This is a genomic window from Caballeronia temeraria (genome assembly GCF_001544795.2).
Lineage (GTDB): Bacteria > Pseudomonadota > Gammaproteobacteria > Burkholderiales > Burkholderiaceae > Caballeronia > Caballeronia temeraria.
In genome coordinates this window covers 1-1410 of the sequence record NZ_FCOI02000103.1, presented here as the reverse complement: position 1 = coordinate 1410, position 1410 = coordinate 1, and the positions used below count along the sequence as shown (strand labels likewise).

General features: G+C 60.0%; 1 protein-coding gene. It reads right to left on the bottom strand.

The window, feature by feature from the left end; all coding sequences use genetic code 11:
* Nucleotides 1–32 precede the first annotated feature (32 nt).
* Nucleotides 33–1259, bottom strand: coding sequence for an ISL3 family transposase (locus AWB76_RS38610; RefSeq protein WP_061165326.1), 1227 nt, complete (start codon nucleotides 1257–1259; stop codon nucleotides 33–35).
* Nucleotides 1260–1410: the final 151 nt, after the last annotated feature.

Sequence of the window (1410 nt, the reverse complement as noted above, 5' to 3'; positions counted from 1 at the left end):
GGCTCTTTTGAAAACGGAGTGGGTAACGGCCTTCAGCGGGCATGCGAGTTGAATGCGGAGAAGTCGAGTTTGCCTGCGATGAGAAACAGGACCGTTCGCATGGTTTCGAAGCGAGCGTATCCGCGCGCCTTGCGCTTGGCGGCCTGAAACAGTCCGTTGATGGCTTCGATGAAGCCGTTGGTCTGGCGAGTCTGGGTCCAGGCGACGATGCCGTCGAAGTGTCGGCGAATCAATCGCACCACATCCTTCATCGGTTCGACCTTCGAGCGCATGACGTTGGTGCACCACTGTTGCAACATCTCGGAGACGACATTGATTTGCTTGCGCTCGAGAATTTCTCGCAGTTGCTCGCGATACAGCCAGGCGCGTGCCGTGCGGCTGGTAGTGTACTGACTGACGAGCGCCTCGAGGTCAGTCAGTTGGGCCAGATTGAGCTTGTTCGCGTCTTTCAGCAGCGTCCAGCGCATGCCTTTAAGTTCCGGGTCGACCTTCTGTTGTTGGCGACGCACTGAATCGAGCGCCTTGGACGCGTGCGCGACGACGTGAAACTTGTCGAAGCTCAGCCGCGCATCGGGCAGATGTTCGTTGACTCCCTTGATGAAAGCCGGCGACATGTCGATGCTGACCGAGCCGACCTGTTCGGGCTTGCCACCGTGTTGGCCCAGATAGGCGGCGAAGCGTTCAATCGTGCTGGCATCCTTGCCGGTCGTCACGAACACGACCCGCCGCGCCTGCATGTCGGCAACCAGTGTCAGATACTCATGACCGCGCCGGTACGAGGTTTCGTCAATCGCCACTGTCGTCACCTCCGACAGGTCCGCCGACGCGAGCGCCAGTTCCACATAGCGCGAGCAGATGGCGTGAACCCGGTGCCACGACAGGTTGACGATGCGCGCCACGGCAGCAAACGGCATCTGCTGAGCGAGCATCAGCACGAGCGCCTCGAACAGCAACGTGAAGCCGCTGAGTTGGCCGACCCAATCAGGTTCCACCAACCGTACCGAGCCGTCCGGCAAGCGCACGCGCGGCACTCGTACTTCCAGATAGCACTCGTGCTGAAAGAAATTCAGATGGCGCAGACGCTTGATTTGCGTGTCGTGCACCGGGTGCTCGCCGGCGACGCTGGCATAACCGAACCGGCTGCCCGCGACGAAGTCCACCGCAATCGTGAGCTGGCGTTTGCCGGCATCAAAGTCGACGCTTTGTACGTACCACGGGGCCTTGATTCCCAGCGCGGCTTCAAACAGTTGGTTCGTCATTGTTCGTTTCGTCTTGCATGGCTGGTTCCAGCATTCTGCCGCAACCAGCCATGACTCAGCTTATCGAATCAGTGCGCCTCAAGGGTTCGCTGCGCCGGGCTTACGCCCGCCCTCGACCCGCCAAACCACCCACTGAGAATTCAAAAGAGGC

Excerpts from the sequence above, each read along its gene's own strand:
- AWB76_RS38610 (WP_061165326.1), bottom strand. The coding sequence starts at position 1,259 with ATGACGAACCAACTGTTTGAAGCCGCGCTGGGAATCAAGGCCCCGTGG.